Source organism: Tunicatimonas sp. (assembly GCF_049647865.1).
In the GTDB taxonomy this organism is placed as follows: Bacteria; Bacteroidota; Bacteroidia; order Cytophagales; family Cyclobacteriaceae; genus Tunicatimonas.
Genome location: NZ_JBARYM010000708.1, coordinates 1 through 3,311, shown reverse-complemented (window position 1 = coordinate 3,311; position 3,311 = coordinate 1). Strand labels below are relative to the sequence as shown.

The window sequence follows — 3,311 nt, the reverse complement described above, 5'->3', positions numbered from 1 at the left end:
GTACTTCTGAGATAAGCAACTACTTTGATGAACCTGACAGAATAAATCGCAGATATCAAGACACAGTTTCAACTGTAATCTTCAAAGAACTTGAAAAAATCAAGTGGAAAAAGATTGATGATTTTGATTGTTCAGAAAAGTACCTAATAACTATTAATAGAAATGGAGAAATAAGTAAGGTGACGATGGCTGAATATCAAACAAAAGCAGAAATAAAGGAATTTTGGGACAGAAATGAATATAATTACTGCATAAGAGCTATTAAAAAAGGACTAAAAGGATTAAAATTTGATATTTTAAAAATGAATGGAATACCCATTGAAGAAGAAGTTTATATTGAAATTTGGCTGGAGAATAATGGCAAACTTGAAAATTGGACTGATTGAAAACTACCGCCAACAGTGCTCAGCCCCCAGCCTAGCGAAATTGACACTTGTATTTTATTTGCTCCAATTAGCCAAAATAATAAACGAAAGATCAACGCCAACAACCCGGCCGTGGGCTGCCCTGGTCGTTAGGCGACATTGGAATTAAAAGTCTGCGCAGAGGAATTATTTGTATATTGGCAAAAAGACAAGCTATGATAACGAAAGACCAAGTACTAAACAGCTTAAAGGAAATGCCAACCCAGTTTTCCATTGATGAATTGATGGACAAGTTGATTTTGCTGCAAAAAATTGAAATTGGATTAGAACAGTCCAAGCAAGGCGAGGTATATTCATCTCTGGAAGCCAAAGAAATGCTCAAAGAATGGTCAAAGTAAATTGGACTCGTCAGGCCATTGAGGACATATACGAGATCAGAGAGTACTATCAGCCTCGCTCGGCCAAATATGCTGAGCAACTCACCAACAAGATTTTCGAAAAGGAGACTTTGCTGGAAAAACATCCACAAATTGGCAGAATGGTCCCTGAAGTAGAACAGGAAGAAATCAGAGAGATGATTTACAAGAATTATCGGATCGTTTATCATGTAGTGTCCGATGAACGCATAGATATACTGACCGTCCACAATGGATTGCGTCCTCTAACTGAAGAGTCCATCTTCGGATGAGAAGACGTCGCCTAACACCATGCAGCCGCCAGCCGGGTGAAGCGAGAGCATGAAAGTTTCGTTTCTCTAAGTCAGTACGTTGATACCTGGAAGATAAGTGCTCACCATCCCCGGCCCGACGGCTGCACCGATCGTTAGGGGGTATAAAAAATGAAAACACTAATTACAATATTAATCCTGTCACCAACATGGTTGTTTGCTCAGTCGACTAGCAAAATGCCAGAATGGGGATTTGAAAGATTCAATGAACAGATATCAACTGAAATATTTCAGATTGGAGAATTTGTTGATCCTCGATTCCTAGAAGCTGATTTTACTGGTGATGGGGCTAAAGATTTAGCAATTCCGGTAGAAAGAAAAGACAATGGCAAAAGGGGAGTACTTATCTTGTTTAAATCGGAGAATATGTATTTTCTTGCGGGAGGTGGTAATACTTTTGGCCCTGGAGGAAATGATTTCAAATGGCTAGATATATGGAGCGTTAATAGTGATAAGACAACTTATGGAACTACCTTTTATTCCAATGGTGATATCAAGGGGACAGAAGAAGTAAGATTGAACCATCCAGCAATATCAGTGAGGGAAGAGGAAGGATCAGGAGGATTGATTTATTATGATGGTGAGAAGTTTGTATGGATTCATCAAGGTGATTGAATACACCCCCTAACACTATGCATCTGTGAGCCTGGCGAACACAAACTAGCAAGTTAATTGCGCCAAGTTACAATACTGATAAACGAAAATGAATTAGCAAACAAGACGGCCCACATATGCCTCAGCCGTTGGTACCCATTGAATAATGAAAAAGCTATTGACGATATTAATTCTACTTTCACTGACAACTCAATTGATTGCTCAAATTGATAACGAATGTGACTCGATAGCTGACAGCGAAAGTTTAGATTCTGAACCACAATACGGTGAAGGACTAAAAGACATTATGAATTTTGCGACTCAAAAGTTGACCCCAATTCTAAGTGAATCAATGAAGCAAAGTGGTTTGATTCCGACTGAAATGATAGCAGAATTAACAATCAGCCGAGATGGTGGGGTTGTGGATATTGATTTCATTGACTTGAATGTTACAGAAGAATATAAATCAAAAGTTAGAGCGGCGATTCAACGGATGAAGTGGAAACCAGCAGTGAAAGATGATCAATCAGTATGCGCGACATACTTTTGGAACATAAGGTGCTTTAAATGGGGATGAAAACGGGTACCAACATCAGCTAGCCCCAACCGGGCAGAAAAACGAGTGCGATTGCTTGTCGCTCCAACGAAAGATAATTGTAAATTGAAAGAAAAGCGCAAACAAGGCCCGGTATGATGGCTAGCCTTGGCGTTAGGCGCAATCTAAATTATAGAAACGTCGTAGAATAAAATATGAAGGTACAACTACAATATTTGAACGATAAAGAGGGAAACTTGACCGCTGTTCAAATTCCGATTGAAGACTGGAAGAAGCTTGAGAAAAGAATTGAGAAATATGAACAAGCTTTTCAGGTGAAAGAAGATTTGACAGCAGCTTTTCAAGAAGTTGAACAGATGAGGGCTGGTAAACTTCCTAAACAAACTTTATCTGACTTTCTAAATGAATTATAAGGTAATTCCCACCCCTCGGTTCAAAAGACAGGCCAAGAAACTACTGAAGAGATATAGGTCGTTACTTGCCGAGCTACAGGCATTTGAGCAAGATCTAATGGCTAATCCTGAACAAGGGCAAAGTCTGGGGCAAAATGCTTATAAAATCAGAGTTGCTGTTAAAAGCAAAGGAAAGGGTAAAAGCGGTGGGGTGCGTGTGATCACCTGTTTGATTACCGAAGAAGCGGAAATTTATCTACTGACTATTTATGATAAGTCAGAGGTGGAGAGCGTAGACGACAAGAATTTGAAAGAGATGATCAAAGAAATTAATGAGTGAAGAATGCGCCTAACACCATGCAGCCGCCAGCCGGGGAATCGTTAGTATGGTAGTTCGGTTTCCTCAAGTCAGTCTGTCGAAGCTTGAAAATTAACATCTCACAAACCCCCGGCCCGACGGCTGCATTATACGTTGGCTGCTAGCATAAGAAAATAATGAAAATTAATAATGAGAAATATGAAAGCCATAACGAAAATTGTAGGACTGTTTTTGATTCCGATTATGTCAATACTAAGTATTTCATGTGATAAAGAAGATTTTGAATCAAGTTTTGATATAGAGAACACTTCATGGAGACTAACAAAAGAAACTTGGTACTTTCCAAGCGGAGATACTT

General features: G+C 39.2%; 6 protein-coding genes and 1 pseudogene. All 7 read left to right on the top strand.

Translation table 11 applies throughout. From position 1 onward, the window contains the following. Positions 1 to 386, top strand: a pseudogene (locus tag WBA23_RS20755) (hypothetical protein); the annotation flags it as partial. Positions 387 to 580: 194 nt separating this feature from the next. Further along, on the top strand, positions 581 to 763 hold the full coding sequence (locus WBA23_RS20750) for a hypothetical protein (protein WP_424584195.1): 183 nt from the start codon (positions 581 to 583) through the stop codon (positions 761 to 763). After that, complete coding sequence (locus WBA23_RS20745) at positions 751 to 1,053, top strand: type II toxin-antitoxin system RelE/ParE family toxin (RefSeq protein WP_424584194.1); 303 nt, start codon at positions 751 to 753, stop codon at positions 1,051 to 1,053. Before WBA23_RS20750 ends, WBA23_RS20745 begins: the two co-directional genes overlap by 13 nt. A 150-nt stretch (positions 1,054 to 1,203) precedes the next feature. Continuing rightward, positions 1,204 to 1,707 (top strand): hypothetical protein, encoded by a 504-nt coding sequence (locus WBA23_RS20740; protein ID WP_424584193.1) that lies wholly within the window; start codon positions 1,204 to 1,206, stop codon positions 1,705 to 1,707. A gap of 145 nt (positions 1,708 to 1,852) precedes the next feature. Beyond that, the gene (locus WBA23_RS20735; RefSeq protein ID WP_424584192.1) at positions 1,853 to 2,263 is read left to right on the top strand and encodes a hypothetical protein; all 411 of its coding nucleotides are present in this window, start codon (positions 1,853 to 1,855) and stop codon (positions 2,261 to 2,263) included. A gap of 173 nt (positions 2,264 to 2,436) precedes the next feature. Further along, positions 2,437 to 2,655 (top strand): hypothetical protein, encoded by a 219-nt coding sequence (locus WBA23_RS20730; RefSeq protein ID WP_424584191.1) that lies wholly within the window; start codon positions 2,437 to 2,439, stop codon positions 2,653 to 2,655. Beyond that, complete coding sequence (locus WBA23_RS20725; protein WP_424584190.1) at positions 2,645 to 2,974, top strand: type II toxin-antitoxin system RelE family toxin; 330 nt, start codon at positions 2,645 to 2,647, stop codon at positions 2,972 to 2,974. Before WBA23_RS20730 ends, WBA23_RS20725 begins: the two co-directional genes overlap by 11 nt. Positions 2,975 to 3,311 lie beyond the last annotated feature (337 nt).

Excerpts from the sequence above, each read along its gene's own strand:
- WBA23_RS20735 (WP_424584192.1), top strand. The coding sequence starts at position 1,853 with ATGAAAAAGCTATTGACGATATTAATTCTACTTTCACTGACAACTCAA.
- WBA23_RS20740 (WP_424584193.1), top strand. The coding sequence starts at position 1,204 with ATGAAAACACTAATTACAATATTAATCCTGTCACCAACATGGTTGTTT.
- WBA23_RS20725 (WP_424584190.1), top strand. The coding sequence starts at position 2,645 with ATGAATTATAAGGTAATTCCCACCCCTCGGTTCAAAAGACAGGCCAAG.
- WBA23_RS20730 (WP_424584191.1), top strand. The coding sequence starts at position 2,437 with ATGAAGGTACAACTACAATATTTGAACGATAAAGAGGGAAACTTGACC.
- WBA23_RS20750 (WP_424584195.1), top strand. The coding sequence starts at position 581 with ATGATAACGAAAGACCAAGTACTAAACAGCTTAAAGGAAATGCCAACC.
- WBA23_RS20745 (WP_424584194.1), top strand. The coding sequence starts at position 751 with ATGGTCAAAGTAAATTGGACTCGTCAGGCCATTGAGGACATATACGAG.